The organism is Streptomyces sp. NPDC048523 (assembly GCF_043199815.1).
GTDB lineage: Bacteria > Actinomycetota > Actinomycetes > Streptomycetales > Streptomycetaceae > Streptomyces.
This window is the reverse complement of sequence record NZ_JBICWQ010000002.1, coordinates 1,230,177-1,246,181: the sequence shown is the minus strand read 5'-3', so window position 1 is coordinate 1,246,181 and position 16,005 is coordinate 1,230,177. Positions and strand designations below refer to the sequence as shown.

At 70.0% G+C, this 16,005-nt stretch carries 14 protein-coding genes; 10 read left to right on the top strand and 4 right to left on the bottom strand.

The window, feature by feature from the left end; genetic code table 11:
• The first annotated feature begins 163 nt into the window (after positions 1-163).
• Both ACGFWE_RS14665 and ACGFWE_RS14660 read left to right on the top strand, forming a co-directional pair.
• Positions 164-544, top strand: coding sequence for a hypothetical protein (locus tag ACGFWE_RS14665; RefSeq protein WP_393600084.1), 381 nt, complete (start codon positions 164-166; stop codon positions 542-544).
• A 66-nt stretch (positions 545-610) separates the two neighbouring features.
• Positions 611-1,480: a spermidine synthase gene (locus ACGFWE_RS14660; RefSeq protein ID WP_393600083.1), complete on the top strand. Its 870-nt coding sequence runs from the start codon at positions 611-613 to the stop codon at positions 1,478-1,480.
• 9 nt (positions 1,481-1,489) lie between these two features.
• Here ACGFWE_RS14660 and ACGFWE_RS14655 read toward each other — a convergent pair whose 3' ends face one another.
• Positions 1,490-1,996 (bottom strand): hypothetical protein, encoded by a 507-nt coding sequence (locus tag ACGFWE_RS14655; RefSeq protein ID WP_393600082.1) that lies wholly within the window; start codon positions 1,994-1,996, stop codon positions 1,490-1,492.
• 98 nt (positions 1,997-2,094) lie between these two features.
• Between ACGFWE_RS14655 and ACGFWE_RS14650 the strand changes: the two genes are divergently transcribed.
• The 8 genes from ACGFWE_RS14650 (at position 2,095) to ACGFWE_RS14615 (ending at position 12,420) form a co-directional block, all read left to right on the top strand.
• The gene (locus ACGFWE_RS14650; protein WP_393600081.1) at positions 2,095-2,799 is read left to right on the top strand and encodes a response regulator transcription factor; all 705 of its coding nucleotides are present in this window, start codon (positions 2,095-2,097) and stop codon (positions 2,797-2,799) included.
• Entirely contained in the window at positions 2,796-4,193 is a 1,398-nt protein-coding gene (locus tag ACGFWE_RS14645; RefSeq protein WP_393600080.1) for a sensor histidine kinase, read from the top strand. The genes ACGFWE_RS14650 and ACGFWE_RS14645 overlap by 4 nt, the downstream gene beginning before the upstream one ends.
• Before the next feature lie 74 nt (positions 4,194-4,267).
• Positions 4,268-5,674, top strand: a complete 1,407-nt coding sequence (locus ACGFWE_RS14640) for a cellulose binding domain-containing protein (RefSeq protein ID WP_393600079.1) — start codon at positions 4,268-4,270, stop codon at positions 5,672-5,674.
• Positions 5,675-5,888: 214 nt separating this feature from the next.
• Positions 5,889-7,193, top strand: coding sequence for an extracellular solute-binding protein (locus tag ACGFWE_RS14635; RefSeq protein ID WP_352391333.1), 1,305 nt, complete (start codon positions 5,889-5,891; stop codon positions 7,191-7,193).
• Positions 7,194-7,206: 13 nt separating this feature from the next.
• On the top strand, positions 7,207-8,187 hold the full coding sequence (locus tag ACGFWE_RS14630) for a carbohydrate ABC transporter permease (RefSeq protein ID WP_393600078.1): 981 nt from the start codon (positions 7,207-7,209) through the stop codon (positions 8,185-8,187).
• Positions 8,184-9,095 (top strand): carbohydrate ABC transporter permease, encoded by a 912-nt coding sequence (locus ACGFWE_RS14625; RefSeq protein WP_352384301.1) that lies wholly within the window; start codon positions 8,184-8,186, stop codon positions 9,093-9,095. The genes ACGFWE_RS14630 and ACGFWE_RS14625 overlap by 4 nt, the downstream gene beginning before the upstream one ends.
• 26 nt (positions 9,096-9,121) lie before the next feature.
• The gene (locus tag ACGFWE_RS14620) at positions 9,122-10,435 is read left to right on the top strand and encodes a glycoside hydrolase family 36 protein (protein WP_393600077.1); all 1,314 of its coding nucleotides are present in this window, start codon (positions 9,122-9,124) and stop codon (positions 10,433-10,435) included.
• Positions 10,432-12,420 carry a beta-galactosidase gene (locus ACGFWE_RS14615; RefSeq protein WP_393600076.1) on the top strand — a complete coding sequence of 663 codons (1,989 nt, stop codon included), beginning with the start codon at positions 10,432-10,434 and terminating at the stop codon, positions 12,418-12,420. The genes ACGFWE_RS14620 and ACGFWE_RS14615 overlap by 4 nt, the downstream gene beginning before the upstream one ends.
• Positions 12,421-12,508: 88 nt before the next feature.
• Here ACGFWE_RS14615 and ACGFWE_RS14610 read toward each other — a convergent pair whose 3' ends face one another.
• The 3 genes from ACGFWE_RS14610 to ACGFWE_RS14600 all read right to left on the bottom strand — a co-directional run bounded on the left by ACGFWE_RS14610 (position 12,509) and on the right by ACGFWE_RS14600 (position 16,003).
• Positions 12,509-13,948, bottom strand: coding sequence for a GH1 family beta-glucosidase (locus ACGFWE_RS14610; protein ID WP_352384296.1), 1,440 nt, complete (start codon positions 13,946-13,948; stop codon positions 12,509-12,511).
• 118 nt (positions 13,949-14,066) lie between these two features.
• Complete coding sequence (locus ACGFWE_RS14605) at positions 14,067-14,975, bottom strand: carbohydrate ABC transporter permease (protein ID WP_352384294.1); 909 nt, start codon at positions 14,973-14,975, stop codon at positions 14,067-14,069.
• Positions 14,976-14,986: 11 nt separating this feature from the next.
• A complete protein-coding gene (locus tag ACGFWE_RS14600; RefSeq protein ID WP_352384391.1) occupies positions 14,987-16,003 on the bottom strand; it encodes a sugar ABC transporter permease in 1,017 nt (338 codons plus the stop codon).
• Between the last annotated feature and the right edge of the window lie 2 nt (positions 16,004-16,005).

The window sequence follows — 16,005 nt, the reverse complement described above, 5'->3', positions numbered from 1 at the left end:
GTTGTGTCCGGGTCGCCATGCGAGGTTTGGCTACAAACCGGATATCTCCTCCGGGATCCGCCATGAACTGCCATCCTTTGCGGCGGACTTCTGCCGTAGCCGTTGACACGGGTGCGCGTTGAATCTCTCGGAGTCGGACGAGGGTTCCTTGGTGGAGGCCGCGATGGAGATCAGCCGGAGCGTCAATCCCTGTACGCCGGTGTCGTGCGACGTGGTCACGGTGCCGACGCGACACGGCCTGGAGGCCGTCGACATCCTGCGACGGGGGGTGGATGAGGGAGTCGGACCCGTGCTGCACGACGACGGTGGCCAGACCTTGGGGTTCCTGGTGCCGCCGGGGACGGCGGCGGGCTGGGACGTACCGGGGAGCACGTGCACGGAGACCGACGGCCGGGGCCTGCGGCCGCCACCGGAGCCTCCGGTGGCGGGATCGGACTGGCTGCTGCCACCGGGAGACGCCGACCTGGCGACGGACCCGGCAGTGCTGCGGGCGGCACTGGACGAGGCGGCGAGACTGATCGAGGCCGCGGACAACTGCCGTTGACCGGCGCCTGCCGGCCCGCACCGGCCCGCGGGCGCGAGACGGCCTTACGCCGCCGATAATGGCGTAGTGGGTAAGTCGAAGAACGCTCGCCGTGGGAACGCGGCCCCCGAAGCCGTCGTGGAACCGGTCGACGGCGGCCTCGCCGAGCTCATCCCCGACCGCGAGCGCACACACGCGTGGACGCTGCTCGTCGACGGCGCACCGCAGTCCCACGTCGACCTGGACGACCCGACCCACCTCTCCTTCGAGTACCAGCGCAGACTCGGCCACGTCATCGACCTCGCCGCACCCCCCGGCAAGCCCGTGCACGCCGTACACCTCGGCGGCGGCGCGTTCACCCTCGCCCGGTACCTCGCCGCCACCCGCCCCCGCTCCACCCAGCAGGTCGTCGAGCGGGACGCTTCCCTGGTCCAACTGGTCAGGCAGAGGCTCCCCCTGGAGCCGGCCGCGCGGATACGGGTGCGGTCCGTCGACGCCCGCGAAGGACTCGCCAAGGTCGCCGACGGCTGGGCCGACCTCGTCATCGCCGATGTGTTCAGCGGAGCCAGGACCCCGGCACATCTCACCTCCACCGAGTTCCTCGACGAGGTCCGAAGGGCGCTCAGGCCGGGCGGCTGCTACGCCGCCAACCTCGCCGACGGACCGCCCCTCGCCCATCTCCGCGGCCAGATCGCCACCGTCGCCGCCCGCTTCGCCGAACTCGCCCTCGTGGCCGACCCGACGGTCCTGCGCGGCAAACGCTTCGGCAACGCCGTCCTGGTCGCCTCCGACACCCCCCTGCCGGTCGCGGAACTGACCCGCCGCGCCGCCTCCGACCCGCACCCCGGCCGCGTCGAACACGGCAAGGCGCTCCTCGACTTCACCGGCGGGGCCGTACCCGTGACGGACGCCCAGGCGGTCGCCTCCCCGGCGCCGCCCCCGTCCGTGTTCAGATGACCGGTTGAGTCAGTAGGTGCCGATCTCCACCCGCGGCGGGCCGTCGTGCCAGGTGCAGAACACCGACACCCGGTCCGCGCCGGAGGCGAACTCCACCCGGATCCACGACTCCGTCTTCCACACCTGCATCGACCACCCCGTGCCCGGCGTCGCGGACACCAGGGCCGCCGACTTCTCGCCCAGGTCGAAGACCGCGCGGCCGCCGTCGGTGTCGTAGCTCTTGACCTCACCGGAGGCGGTGGGGGAAGGACTCTTCGAGGGGACTGGTCTCGCGGTCGTGGCGCTCGGCGTCGGTGAAAGGCGCTTCGACGGGGTCGCCCGCCCGGTCCGCGTCGGCGTCGGTGACACCAGCGGCTTCGACTCCTGCGTGGTCGCGTCGGCAGACGTGATCGGCAGCGCGCGCGGCGGATCGTAGGCCGTGCCCGCCATGACCGTGTGGACACCCCACCACGACAGCGTGACCGCCGCGCCCGTGGCGAGCAGCCAGGCCAGTACGTGTACGAGTCCTCTGCGCATCGCGGGCCATACTGCCTCACGCGTCCCACCGGCCGCACACGGACTGAGTTGTCCACAGGCCCCGACCGCGCTCGCCCGAATCGCGTACGGTGCGGCGCATGGCAAGTGTGCTCGTGGTCGAGGACGACCAGTTCGTTCGCTCGGCGCTCATCCGGCACCTGACCGACGCGGCCCACACCGTGCGCAGCGTCGGGACGGCGCTGGAGGCGCTGCGCGAGGTCGCCCATTTCCGTTTCGACGTGGTGATCCTGGACCTCGGACTGCCCGATCTCGACGGGTCCGAGGCCCTGAAGATGCTGCGCGGGATCACCGACGTCCCGGTCATCATCGCCACCGCCCGGGACGACGAGACGGAGATCGTCCGCCTGTTGAACGCGGGGGCGGACGACTACCTCACCAAGCCCTTCTCGGTCGAGCACCTCTCCGCCCGGATGGCCGCCGTCCTGCGACGGTCCCGGGCCGCCGGAGGTGACGCGCCGTCCGAGACCGTGCTGCGCGTCGGCGGCCTGAGCGTCGATCCGCTGCGCCGCCAGGCCGAACTGGACGGCGCCCGACTCGACCTCACCCGACGCGAGTTCGACCTGCTCGCCTTCCTGGCCGCCCGCCCCGGAGTGGTCGTACCCCGCAAGGAACTCCTCGCCGAGGTCTGGCAGCAGTCCTACGGCGACGACCAGACGATCGACGTCCATCTGTCCTGGCTCAGGCGCAAGTTGGGCGAGACGGCCGCGCAGCCCCGCTATCTGCACACCCTGCGGGGCGTCGGCGTGAAGCTGGAACCACCGGGCGGGGGGCTGCCGCTGTGAGATGGGCTCTGGTCAAGGTCTGCCTGGCGGTCACCACCATGGTCGTGGTCGCCTTCGCCGTTCCGCTCGGTCTCGTCATCAAGGAGATGGCCCGGGACCGCGCGTTCTCCAACGCCGAGCGGCAGGCGGCCGCCGTCGCCCCGGCCCTGTCCATCACCACCGACCGTGACCAACTGGAGCGGGTCGTCGCCTCCGCCGGCTCGGACTCCGGGATGGCCGTCCACATACCGGCGAGCGCGGGCCAGCGGGGCGTGGACATCGGACGGCGGCGGGCCGCCGCCGACGACATCGCCACCGTGCGCAGGCTGGGCCGTGCCTCCACCAGCGAGGTGCCCGGCGGCTCCACCCTGCTCCAGCCGGTCGCTCTCAGCTCCGGCGAGATAGCCGTCGTCGAGGTGTACGTCCCCGAGTCCGAGGTGAGCAACGGCGTCGCGACCGCCTGGGCGGTCCTCGCGGGCGTCGGCATCGCGCTGGTGGTCGGCTCGGTCGCGGTCGCCGACCGGCTCGGGGTACGGATGGTGCAGCCCGCGCAGAAACTCGTCGAGGGCGCCCATGAACTGGGGGAGGGGAAGTTGGGCGCCAGGGTGCCGGAGGAGGGGCCGACCGAACTCAGGCTGGCGGCGGTCGCGTTCAACTCCATGGCCGACCAGGTCGTCCAACTGCTGGCGAACGAGAGGGAGCTGGCCGCCGATCTGTCCCACCGGCTGCGCACCCCGCTGACCGTGCTGCGGCTCAACGCGGCCTCGCTCGGGGACGGCCCGGCCGCCGAGCAGACCCGGGCGGCGGTCGCCCAACTGGAGCGCGAGGTCGACACCATCATCCGTACCGCCCGGGAGGCCAAGCCGCAGACCGCGGCCGCCGGGCCCGGCGCCGGGTGCGACGCGGCCGAGGTGGTCCGGGAGCGGATGGGGTTCTGGTCCGCGCTCGCCGAGGACGAGGGCCGCAAGTGGCGGGTGGCCGGCACCGAGCGGCCGGTGCGCATACCCGTGGCCCGGGCCGACCTCGTGGCCGCCCTCGACGCCCTGCTCGGCAACGTCTTCCGGCACACCCCGGAGGGCACGGCCTTCGCGGTCGACGTGCACAACGGCGAGGACGCGGTGATCATGCTCGTCTCCGACGCGGGCCCCGGCATCCGCGACCCCGAGGCCGCCATGGCACGCGGACGGGGGTCCGGCAGCACCGGGTCGACCGGGCTCGGGCTCGACATCGTGCGGCGGCTCGCCGAGGCGACCGGTGGGGACGTACGGATCGGGTCGTCGGTGCTCGGCGGCACCGAGGTGCGGATCTGGATCCAGCTGAACGAGCGGGAACCGGTACGCCGCGGACACCGGGTGCGCAGACGCCGCGCCGGCAGATTGGTCTCGACCTTTAACCGGCCCCGATCCCATCCTTAAGCGCGCCCTAAGATCCTCAACGCCCGTCCTGATCAGGTCATTTGCCCGATTCCGGATCGCTAGCGTGCCACGCCATGAGCATGCACAAGCGCAGAGTGAACGGCAGGAACAAGGCGATCGGCGGGGTGGTCGCCGCCGCCGTGGTGGGGACCGGCGCGGTCCTGTTGAGCGGTACGGCCCAGGCGGCCGGGATCGGCGCCGCGTACACGAGGACGAGCGACTGGTCGACGGGCTACACCGCGCAGTACGTCGTCACCAACAACAGCGGTGCGGCCCAGAAGGACTGGAAGCTGGAGTTCGACCTGCCGGGCGGCTCCACGCTCGGTTCCCTGTGGAACGGGGAGGCCGACGTGAGCGGGCGGCATGTGCTGGTGAAGCCGCCCCGGTGGGACACCGACGGGCTGGCCGCCGGTGAGTCGGTCACGGTCGGATTCGTGGTCGGCGGCACGGGCGATCCCACGGGCTGTGTCATCGACAACGGCGACTGCTCCACAGGCCACAGCGGCACACCCACACCCACACCCAGCTCCACACCCACATCCACCCCCACGCCGACACCTACGCCCACCCCCACCAAGGACACCGGCACCGGCGCAGGCTTCGCCCCCTACGTCGACACCTCCCTCTACCCCGCCTTCGACCTCCTCGCCGCCGCCGACACCACCGGCGTCAAGGACTACACCCTCGCCTTCGTCACCGACGGCGGCGGCTGCACCCCCAAATGGGGCGGGGTCACCGATCCGGCGAGCGACGCCGTGGCCCGGCAGATCGGCGCGCTGCGGGCGAAGGGCGGTGACGTCCGGGTCTCCTTCGGCGGTGCCTCCGGCTCCGAGCTGGCCACGACCTGCTCCTCGGCGGACGCGCTGGCGGCGGCGTACGGCAAGGTCGTGGACGCGTACGGCCTCACCAAGGTCGACTTCGACGTGGAGGGCGGGGCGCTGCCGAACACGGCCGCGAACACCCGGCGGGCGCAGGCGATCGCGAAGCTCCAGTCGCAGCGCGCGGGACTGGATGTCTCCTACACGCTCCCGGTGATGCCCGAGGGCCTCACCCAGGACGGCGTCGACCTGCTCGCGAACGCCAAGTCGAACGGCGTGAAGATCGACACCGTCAACATCATGGCGATGGACTACGGGCCCTCGTACAGCGGAGACATGGGCACCTACGCCGAGCAGGCCGCCACCGCCACCCAGGCGCAGGTCAAGGGAGTCCTCGGGCTGTCCGACAGCGCGGCCTGGAACGCGGTCGCCGTGACGCCCATGATCGGGGTCAACGACGTGGCCTCGGAGATCTTCAAGGTCGAGGACGCCACCCAGCTCGTGACGTTCGCCAGGGCGAAGGGACTGGGCGGACTGTCGATGTGGTCCGCGACCCGGGACAAGCAGTGCCCCGGGGGTGCGAAGCCCTCCGCCGACGCGACCTGCAGCTCGATCGTCCAGGACGCGTCGGCCTTCACGAAGGCCTTCGCTGCCTACAACTGAGTCCGACGCCTGAACCCGTCGGGTACGAGGCTCTTGGGTCACCGGTAGGCAGGGATGTCGGTCACGTTTCGACAAATCGGGTCGATAGCTATTGACGCATGACCTGACATAACGCTGTCATTGCGCCACCGTGTTCGGTCAAGTTGGTTTCTGGTCGATTACGACTGGTCTCCGAATCCCTCCATGACCGAACCCCTGCCTTCAGGAGCCGTACATGCGTGATCTCTCGTCTTCCCTCCCTTCGCCCAGCCGTCGTGGTGTGCTCAAGGGGGTGGGTGGTGCCGCCCTCCTCGGCGCGGGTATCCCGTTGCTGTCCGCCTGTGGCAGCAGCGGCAGCTCCAGCGACCCGAAGACCGTGAGTCTGGGGTCGAACGCGTCGGACGCGGTGCCGAAGAAGGCGTTCGCCGAGATCTACGCGTCCTTCAAGAAGCAGTCCGGGATCACGGTCGACGTGAACACCAAGGACCACAACACGTTCCAGGAGCAGATCAACTCCTACCTCCAGGGCACGCCGGACGACGTGTTCAACTGGTTCGCCGGGTACCGGATGCAGTTCTTCGCCGCGAAGAACCTCGCCTCCCCGATCGACGACGTGTGGGACAAGATCGGCGCCAACTTCCCGGACGCCATGAAGAAGCTGTCCAAGGGCGCGGACGGCAAGTACTACTTCGTGCCGCTGTACACGTACCCCTGGGCGCTCTTCTACCGCAAGAGCGTCTTCGCGCAGCACGGCTACGAGGTTCCGACCACGTGGGACCAGCTGGTCGCCCTGTGCAAGCAGATGAAGAAGGACGGTCTGGTCCCGATCGCGTTCGGTGACAAGGACGCCTGGCCGGCGATGGGCACCTTCGACCAGATCAACTTCCGCCTCAACGGCTACGACTTCCACGTCGAGCTGATGGCGGGCAAGGCCGCGTGGACCGACGCCAAGGTCAAGGCCGTCTTCGACCACTGGGCCGAGCTGCTGCCCTACCACCAGGACGGTTTCATGGGCCGTACCTGGCAGGACGCCGCCCAGACGCTGGTGTCCAAGAAGGCCGGCATGTACCTGCTGGGCTCGTTCGTGGCACAGCAGTTCACCAACAAGGCGGACCTGGACGACCTGGACTTCTTCGCCTTCCCGGAGATCAACTCCGCTTACGGGCAGGACACCGTGGAGGCGCCCACCGACGGCTTCATGGTCTCCAAGGCGCCGAAGAACAAGGCCGGCGTCGCCAAGCTGCTCGAGTACCTGGGCACCCCGGCGGCAGAGCAGATCTACCTCAAGGCCGACTCCAGTGTGGTGGCCGCCTCCAGCAAGGCCGACACCTCCTCGTACACGCCGCTGCAGAAGAAGGCGTACGAGATGATCTCGGGTGCCAAGAGCCTGACGCAGTTCATGGACCGCGACTCGCGCCCCGACTTCACGTCGACGGTGATGCAGCCCGCGCTGCAGAAGTTCCTGCAGAACCCCAAGGGCGTGGACAGTCTGCTGTCCTCGATCGAACGCCAGAAGAAGACGATCTTCGCGTCCGGCTGAGCTGAGCGACTACATGACTACCGACACGAACATGAAGAGCCCGGAGGCGGCCGCCGTGCCGCCTTCGGGCCCCGCGCCGGTCAGCAAGCGGGTGCCGCGCGGGCACCGGCGGCTGCTGACCCGCCGCGACCGCATCACGCTCGGCTTCATGGCCGGCGTGCCCACGATCCTGCACGTGGCCCTGGTCTGGGTCACCGCACTCGCGTCGATCGCCCTGGCCTTCACGAGCTGGGACGGCATCGGCTTCGGCTCCATCAAGTGGGTCGGCCTGGACAACTTCAAGCAACTGTTCAGCGACAACCCGCAGTTCTGGCCCGCGGTCGAGCACAACGTCATCTGGTTCGTCGTGCTCATCCTTATCCCGACGCCGTTCGGCCTGTTCCTGGCCGTGCAGCTGGACAAGAACATCCGCTTCTCCCGGGTCTACCAGACGGCGTTCTTCCTGCCCGTCGTGGTCTCCCTCGCGGTCACCGGATTCGTGTGGCAGCTGGTCTACAACCCCGACACCGGGCTGATCAACAGCCTGATCGGGGCCAACAAGCCCGGCCACTACATCGACTGGATCGGCGATCCGCACCTGAACCTGTGGGCGGTGCTGATCGCCGCGTCCTGGCGGCACACCGGCTACATGATGATCCTGTACCTGGCCGGGCTCAAGGGCGTGGACCCCTCGCTGCGGGAGGCGTCCTCGCTGGACGGCGCGAACGAGTGGCAGACGTTCAAGAACGTCATCTTCCCGACGCTGCGCCCCACCAACACCGTCGTCCTGGTCGTCACCATCATCGAGGCGCTGCGCGCCTTCGACCTGGTGTTCGTCTTCAACAAGGGCGCCCAGGGCACCGAGCTGCTGTCGATCCTGATCACCAACAACATCATCGGTGAGTCCAGCCGGATCGGCTACGGCTCGGCGATCGCCGTGGTCCTGCTGGTCATCTCCCTCGCGGTCATCATTCCCTACCTGATCGCCACCTTCCGGAAGGAGCGGCAGGCATGAGCACCCTGAGCGCCGCCGCGCCCGCCACCACCGCCACGTCGGCCAAGCAGCGCACTCCGCTGCGCCCGGCCCGGGTCCTGCTGCACGTGTTCCTGGCCGGCACCGCGCTGGCCTGGCTCGCCCCGCTGCTGTGGGCCGTCTTCGCGGCCCTGCGCCCCTACAGCGAGACCAGCAACAAGGGCTACGTCTCCTGGCCCGACACCCTCAACTTCGACAACTTCAAGAACGCCTTCACGCAGTCGGACATGCTCCACTACTTCGGCAACACGCTGCTCATCGCGGTCCCGGCCGTGCTGATCACCCTGCTGCTGTCGTCGATGGTCGCGTTCTACGTCTCCCGGTTCGACTTCCGCCTCAACATCGCGCTGCTGCTGGTCTTCACCGCGGGCAACCTGCTGCCGCAGCAGGTCATCATCACCCCGCTGTACCGCATGTACCTGCTCATCGACCTGCCCGGCATCACCATGAGCGGCAAGCTGTACGACTCCGCGCTCGGCCTGGTCCTGATCCACGTGGCGTTCCAGTCCGGCTTCTGCGCCTTCGTGCTCAGCAACTACATGCGGATGCTGCCGCACGAGCTGACCGAGGCCGCCCTGGTCGACGGCGCCTCGGTGTGGCGGATGTACTGGCAGATCGTGCTGCCGCTGTGCAAGCCCGCGATGGCCGCCCTGGGGACGTTGCTGTCCATCTGGATCTACAACGACTTCTTCTGGGCCATCGTGCTGATCTCCACCGGCGAGAACATGCCGATCACCTCGGCGCTGAACAACCTCTCCGGCCAGTACTTCACCGACCCCAACCTGGTAGCCGCGGGGGCCCTGCTCACCGCGATCCCCACCCTGATCGTCTACTTCGTGCTCCAGCGCCAGTTCGTCAGCGGACTGACCCTCGGCGCCAACAAGGGCTGACCGCCCTCATCCGAGAGAGAACCTCCGTGCCCCACCCCTTCACCCCGCTCGCCTCCGTGCCCGTGGACCCCGGAAAGGCCCGCGTCCACGAGGAGGGCTGGCAGTCCTGGAGCCCCAGCGGCGCGTACGCCCTCGGCGACAAGCCGTACCGCCCGACGAACGACAACTGGGCGACGGTCTGCTACCGGCCGGGCGTCACCGTCCCCGAAGGCGCCTTCCAGGGCGAGGGCCTGCTGGCGCTCGACCCGGGCGACGGATCGCCGGTACGGCTGTGGGCGGCGGCGGACCCGCTGCACGAGGTGCCGTCGATCCGGCTGGTCGCCGAGGGCTCCGTGGCGGAGGTCTCCGCCGACGGCGCGGTGAAGGAGTTCACGGGGACGGACATCCAGTCGGTGCTGGCCGAGTGGGCCGCCGGACTCGGGGTCGAGGCCCCCCGTCCGGCGCCCACCGTCTGGTGCTCCTGGTACGAGTACTTCACGAGCGTCACCGAGGACGACATCCACGAGAACCTCCGTGCGATGGACACCCTCGACCTGCCCGTCGACGTCGTCCAGATCGACGACGGCTACCAGAAGGCCCTCGGCGACTGGCTCACCCTCTCCGGCCGCTTCCGCTCCCGCGCGGGCATCGCCGACGCGATCCGCGCGCGGGGCCGCCGCGCCGGCATCTGGACGGCCCCCTTCCTGGTCGACCCGGCCGGCGACCTGGCCGCCGAGCACCCCGACTGGCTGGTCGAGGACCTCGACGGAGGCTTCCTGCACGCCGGCCGCAACTGGGGCCACGACCTCTGCGTCCTGGACACGACCCACCCCGAGGCGGCGCAGTACCTCGCGTCGGTCTTCCGGACCCTGGTGTCCGAGGGCTACGACTACTTCAAGGTCGACTTCCTGTACGCGGGGGCGCTGGAAGGCGTACGGCATTCCTCCGCGGACGCGCTCACGGCGTACCGCTCCGGGATCGAGCTGATTCGCGAGGCCATCGGCGCGGACGCCTATCTGCTCGGCTGCGGAGCGCCCGTCCTGCCCTCCATCGGCCTGTTCGACGCGATGCGGGTCAGCCCCGACACGGCCCCGCACCGACGCCCCGAGGCCGACGACTACAGCCAGCCCGGCCAGGACCCGGCCGAGTTCACCGGCGTAGGCCGCCAGTGGCAGCACGGCCGGCTCTGGGTCAACGACCCCGACTGCCTGATGGCCCGCCCCGCCGTGGAGACCCGCGAGCACTGGGCGGCCCACGTGGAGGCGACGGGCGGTCTGATGGCCTCCAGCGACCGCCTGCTCTCCCTCGACCAGTGGGGCGTGGAGACAACGCGCCGCCTTCTCACAGGAGTTGACCGATGATCCCGCAGGGCATCGCCTACGGCGGCGACTACAACCCCGAGCAGTGGCCCGAGGAGGTGTGGGCCGAGGACGTACGCCTCATGCGCGAGGCGGGCGTGAACATGGTCAGCGTCAACATCTTCGCGTGGGCGCTCATCGAACCCCGCGAGGGCGAGTACGACTTCACCCGCCTCGACAAGATCCTCGCCCTGCTCCACGACAACGGCATCGCCGCCGACCTGGCCACCCCGACAGCGGCCCCGCCGGCCTGGTTCTTCCGGGCCCACCCGGAGGCGCTGCCGGTCGACAAGGACGGCAGGAGACTGTCGTACGGCAGCCGCCAGACGTTCTGCCCCTCCAGCCCCGCCTACCGGGAGGCCGCCCTGCGGATCGCCCGGGTGCTGGGGGAGCGGTACGCCGGCCACCCGGCCGTGGTGATGTGGCACATCCACAACGAGTACGGCTGCCACAACGCGGAGTGCTACTGCGAGGTGAGCGCGGCGTCCTTCCGGCGCTGGCTGCGTGAGCGCTACGGCGACCTGGACGCCCTCAACCACGCCTGGGGGACCACCTTCTGGAGCCAGTGGTACTACGACTGGGACGAGATCATCCCGCCCCGCGCCACCGGTGCCGTGCCCAACCCGACCCACCAGCTGGACTGGCGGCGCTTCTGCAGCGACGAGCTGCTGGCGCTGTACAAGGCGGAGCGTGAGGTGCTGCGGGAGGCCGCGCCCGCGGTGCCGGCCACCACCAACTTCATGGTGATGTACAACTTCGACGCGCTGGACTACTGGCGCTGGGCGCCGGAGCTGGACATCGTCTCCAACGACCACTACCTGCGCTCCACCGACCCCGAGTCGCAGATCGACATCGCGCTCAGCGGCGACCTGGTGCGTTCGCTGGCGGGCGGCCCGTGGCTGCTCATGGAGCACTCGACGGGCGCGGTGAACTGGCAGCCGGTCAACCGGGCCAAGAATGCCGCTGAGTTGCGCCGGAACGCCTTGGGGCACGTCGCCCGGGGTGCCGACGGCATCGCCTACTTCCAGTGGCGGGCCGCGAAGGCGGGCGCCGAACAGTGGCACTCGGCGATGCTGCCGCACGCGGGCACGGACAGCCAGATCTGGCGTGACGTGGTGGCGCTGGGCGCGGACCTGAAGGCGCTGGCGCAGGTGCGGGGCAGCACCAGCCCCGCCTCGGTCGCCGTCGTCTGGGACTGGAACGCCCGCTGGGCCCTGGAACTCCCCTCCCAGCCCAGCGAGTCGGTCCGCTACCTCGACCAGGTCCGTGCCTGGTACGAGCCGCTGTGGCGCTCCGGCGTGGCCGTGGACTTCGTGCACCCCTCGGCGGACCTGTCGCAGTACCGGCTCGTCCTCGCCCCCGCCCTGTACCTGGTCGACGACGAGGGCGCCGAGAACCTGACCGGCTTCGCCTCGCGCGGCGGCACGCTCGTCGTCGGCTTCCACAGCGGGGCCGTCGACGCCAACTGCCATATCCGCCTGGGCGGTTACCCGGGCGCCTTCCGCGAGGCACTCGGCGTCAGCACGGACGAACTCTTCCCGCTGCTGCCCGGCGAGACGGTGACCCTCGACGGCGGCGGTACGGCGTCCCTGTGGTCGGAGCGAGTGCGCCTGGCCGGCGCGGACGCCGTGACCTCGTACGCCGACGGCCCCCTGACCGGCGTCCCCGCGGTGACCCGGCACACCTACGGCCAGGGCGTGGCCTGGTACCTGGCCACCCACCCGGACCCGGACACCCTCGCCGCCCTGCTGGACCGCGTCCGCGCGGAAGCGGGCGTGGAGCCGGTGCGTCGGACACCGGAGGGAGTGGAGGCGGTGCTGCGCCGGGGTGAGGACGCGGACTACCTCTTCCTGATCAACCACGGTGACCGGCACGCCGAGGTGCAAGTGGCCGCGTCGGCAACCGAGTTGCTGAGCGGGAAGGTCGTCGACGGCGGCCGGGTGATGGTGACGCCGGGCGACGTGGTGGTCGTACGGGAAGCACGCTGACCCGATCGGCCCCGCGGTGAGACCGCAGGGGCGCGGCACCCCCCCTCGGATGCCGCGCCCCTTCCCCGTCCCCCCGTTCTCATGGTGGCTACTGGATGCTGTGGACCTCCGGGAGCGTGCCCGTGCGGGCCGCCCGGCCGTACCAGAGGGCGCTGGACTTGGGTGTCCGTTCCAGCGTGGTGTAGTCGACGTAGACCGCGCCGAAGCGCTTCTCGTAGCCGTACGCCCACTCGAAGTTGTCCAGCAGGGACCACAGGTAGTAGCCGCGGACATCCGCGCCGTCGGCGATCGCGCGGCGGACCGCGGCGAGGTGGCCGTGTAGGTAGCCGATCCGCTCGGGGTCGTGGACACGGCCGTCGGGGTCGGGCTTGTCGTCGTAGGCCGCGCCGTTCTCCGTGATGTACAGCGGCAGGCCCGGCGCCTCGCGCGTGTAGCGCATGATCAGGTCGTGCAGGCCCGTCGGGTCGATCGTCCAGCCCATCTCCGTGCGCTCGCCGGGGGTCTGGTGGAACGTGACGTCGTCCGCCCCGGGCCACGGGGAGTGCGCACTGCTGCCGTGCCCGTCGGCGCGCGGCCCGCTGGTGTCCGCGTCGGCGGACGACACCAGTGCCGGCGTGTAGTAGTTGAGGCCCAGCGCGTCCAGGGGCTGGTTGATCAGGGCGAGATCGCCGTCCTCGACGAACGACCAGTCCGTGATCAGCTCCGTCGCCGTGAACAGCGTCTGCGGATACGCGCCGTGCAGGATCGGCCCGTGGAAGACCCCGTTGGCCAGGTCGTCGATCTTCTGCGCCGCCGCCAGGTCCGCCGCGTCCTGCGAGAAGGGCCGGACGACCGAGGAGTTGAGGCTGAGGGCCACCGAGTTGCGGGCCGGCATCGACGCGCGTAGGGCCGAAGTGCCCAGGCCGTGCGCCAGGTTCAGCGTGTGCGCCGCCCGCAGTGAGGCCGCGGGGTCGGTACGGCCCGGCGCGTGCACCCCGGAGGCGTAGCCCAGGAAGGCCGCGCACCAGGGCTCGTTGAGGGTGATCCACTGCTCGACCCGGTCGCCGAGCGCCTCCCCGACGATCTGCGCGTACTCGGCGAAGCGGTACGCGGTGTCGCGCTCCGGCCAGCCGCCCGCGTCCTCCAGCTCCTGGGGCAGGTCCCAGTGGTAGAGCGTCACGGCCGGCTTGATGCCGTGCGCGAGGAGCTCGTCCACCAGCCGGCGGTAGAAGTCCAGACCCCGCTGGACCGCGGGGCCGCGGCCGGTCGGCTGCACCCGGGACCAGGAGACCGAGAAGCGGTACGCCGTCAGGCCCAGATCGGCCATGAGCGCCACGTCGTCGCGGTAGCGGTGGTAGTGGTCGACAGCGATGTCACCGTGGTCGCCGCCGGCCGTCTTGCCCGGGGTATGGCTGAAGGTGTCCCAGATGGAGGGCGTACGGCCGTCCTCCCGCACCGCCCCCTCGATCTGGTAGGCGGAGGTCGCGGCGCCCCACAGGAAGGCGGGGGGAAAGGTCACCGGGGTCACCGGCGTAGCGGACTCAAGCATGGAAGCGCTCCCATTGGAGGTCGTGAGACCTACTGGTAGAGGGGGAGGGGAGGGGATGGGAGGGGCCGAGGCGACGGAGCCCCGGCCCCCTGCAGCGAGATCCCCAAGACGTACGAGGTCAGCCCTTCACGGCACCCTGCATGATGCCGCCCACGATCTGCTTGCCGAAGATCGCGAAGACCAGCAGCAGCGGCAGCGTGCCGAGCAGCGCGCCCGCCATGATCAGGGACTGGTCCGGCGTGTAGCCGCGGCCGAGCTGTGCGACCGCGACCTGCACGGTCGGGTTGCCGTTCTGGGTCAGCACCAGGAACGGCCACAGGAAGTCGTTCCACGTCTGCACGAACATCAGCATGCCGAGGACGGCCATCGCCGGCCGGGCGGCGGGGAACACGACGTGCCACACCACCCGCCAGCTGCCGGCACCGTCCACCCGGGCCGCCTCGATGATCTCGTCGGGCAGCGCCTGGATCAGGTACTGCCGCATGAAGAACACGCCGAACGCGCTCACCAGCGAGGGAAGGATCACCGCCTGGAGCTGGTCCGTCCAGTCGAACTTGGCGACCATCATGTACAGGGGGATGATGCTCAGCTGCGGCGGCACCATCATCGTGCCGACGACGATCAGCATCATCGCGCCACGGCCTCTGAAGCGCAGCTTGGCGAAGGCGAACCCGGCGATCGTGGACAGGAAGACGATGGTCAGCGCCGACACACCGGCCACGAACGTGGTGTTGATGAACGCCTCGCCCAGGTTGGCGTCGTTCCAGGCGATGTCGAGATTGTGGAAGAGGTTGCCGCCGAACCAGAACGGCGGCGGGGTCTGCGCCAGCCGCTGGTTGTCGCGCGAGGCGGCGATCGCCGTCCACACCAGCGGCAGCAGCGAGCCGATGGTGAACAGGGCGAGGATGACGTACGCGATGGGCCCCGCGTGCATCTGCCCGCCCGCACGGGCCGACTTGGGCCGGCGCACCCGCTTCGGGGGCTGGGGATCCGCGTCCGCCGCGGGTTTCGTCAGGGTCGTCGTCACGGCCGGTCTCCTTAACTACTGGCGCGCAGCCGGCGCGAGATGACGTAATTGACGATCCCGATCAGGATGAGGATCAGGAACATCGTCCAGGCGATCGCGGAGGCGCGGCCCAGGTGCATGTTCACCCAGCCCTGCTCGTACAGATACAGCCCGAGCGTCTGGAACTGGTGCTCGGCGCCGCCGGACGCGCCCTTGTTGGCGTCGAACAGCAGCGGCTCGCCGAACACCTGGCTCGCCCCGATCGTCGAGACGACGACGGTGAACAGGATCGTCGGCCGCAGCGAGGGCAGCGTGACGTGGAGGAACTGCTTCCAGCGGCTGGCTCCGTCCAGGGCCGCCGACTCGTACAGGTCCTGCGGGATCGCCTGCATCGCCGCCAGGTAGATCAGCGCGTTGTAGCCGGTCCAGCGCCAGATGACGATCGACGACACGGCTATCTGCGAGGGCCACTTGTCGTTCTGCCAGTCGATGGCGTCGATCCCGACGAAGTGCAGGCCCCAGTTGATCATGCCGTAGTCGCGGCCGAAGAGCAGCACGAACACCAGCGAGGCGGCGGCGATCGAGGTCGCGTACGGCGCGAGCATCACGACCCGGTAGAAGGTCGACGCGCGCAGCTTGTAGTTGAGTATGTGCGCCAGGCCCATCGCCATCGCCAGCTGCGGGACGGTGGAGATGATGCCGATGGTCAGGGTGTTCTTCGCCGCGTTCCAGAAGAAGTCGTCGTCGAAGATCCGGGTGTAATTGCGCAGGCCCGCCCACTGCATGTCGGTCGGGTCGGTCAGTTCCACCGTGTGCAGCGAGGCCCAGCCCGTGTAGATCAGCGGGAACAGGCCGAACGCGAGGAACAGCAGGAAGAACGGCGAGACGAACGCGTACGGGCTCCAGCGCATGTCCCGCTGCCAGCGGCGGGACAGCCGCGCCCGGCGCCGCCGGTCCTTGTCGTCGGGTACGGCGTCCGCGGGCGGGCGGCCCGGGGCCGCGCCCCCCTCCTTGAGGGGGAGCGCGGCGGTGTCGTGCCGGGTGGCCATAC

Excerpts from the sequence above, each read along its gene's own strand:
- ACGFWE_RS14610 (WP_352384296.1), bottom strand. The coding sequence starts at position 13,948 with ATGCTTGAGTCCGCTACGCCGGTGACCCCGGTGACCTTTCCCCCCGCC.
- ACGFWE_RS14640 (WP_393600079.1), top strand. The coding sequence starts at position 4,268 with ATGAGCATGCACAAGCGCAGAGTGAACGGCAGGAACAAGGCGATCGGC.
- ACGFWE_RS14600 (WP_352384391.1), bottom strand. The coding sequence starts at position 16,003 with ATGGCCACCCGGCACGACACCGCCGCGCTCCCCCTCAAGGAGGGGGGC.
- ACGFWE_RS14625 (WP_352384301.1), top strand. The coding sequence starts at position 8,184 with ATGAGCACCCTGAGCGCCGCCGCGCCCGCCACCACCGCCACGTCGGCC.
- ACGFWE_RS14635 (WP_352391333.1), top strand. The coding sequence starts at position 5,889 with ATGCGTGATCTCTCGTCTTCCCTCCCTTCGCCCAGCCGTCGTGGTGTG.
- ACGFWE_RS14665 (WP_393600084.1), top strand. The coding sequence starts at position 164 with ATGGAGATCAGCCGGAGCGTCAATCCCTGTACGCCGGTGTCGTGCGAC.
- ACGFWE_RS14615 (WP_393600076.1), top strand. The coding sequence starts at position 10,432 with ATGATCCCGCAGGGCATCGCCTACGGCGGCGACTACAACCCCGAGCAG.
- ACGFWE_RS14630 (WP_393600078.1), top strand. The coding sequence starts at position 7,207 with ATGACTACCGACACGAACATGAAGAGCCCGGAGGCGGCCGCCGTGCCG.
- ACGFWE_RS14655 (WP_393600082.1), bottom strand. The coding sequence starts at position 1,996 with ATGCGCAGAGGACTCGTACACGTACTGGCCTGGCTGCTCGCCACGGGC.
- ACGFWE_RS14650 (WP_393600081.1), top strand. The coding sequence starts at position 2,095 with ATGGCAAGTGTGCTCGTGGTCGAGGACGACCAGTTCGTTCGCTCGGCG.